A 221-nucleotide genomic window follows, 5' to 3' on the forward strand; every position below is an offset into this window, starting at 1 on the left:
GAAATCCGCTTTGGCGATAATGATCGTCTGGGTGCCAAGGTCGCGCACATGATTTCGGCCGATACGCTGGTTCTGCTTTCTGACATCGATGGTCTTTATACCGCCGATCCGCGCAAGAACCCGGATGCCGAACTGATCCCCGAAGTCCGCGAACTGACGCCCGAGATTTTCAATATGGCCGGTGTTGCGCCGACCATGTACAGCTCCGGCGGCATGGTGAC

Annotated in this window: 1 pseudogene; it reads left to right on the forward strand. The window is 57.0% G+C overall.

Features of this window, described 5'->3' with window-relative positions:
- Positions 1-221: pseudogene (locus tag B2T33_RS19630) on the forward strand (glutamate 5-kinase); the annotation flags it as partial.

This window comes from Thalassospira sp. UBA4513, from assembly GCF_002388495.1.
GTDB classification, from domain to species: Bacteria; Pseudomonadota; Alphaproteobacteria; order Rhodospirillales; family Thalassospiraceae; genus Thalassospira; species Thalassospira tepidiphila.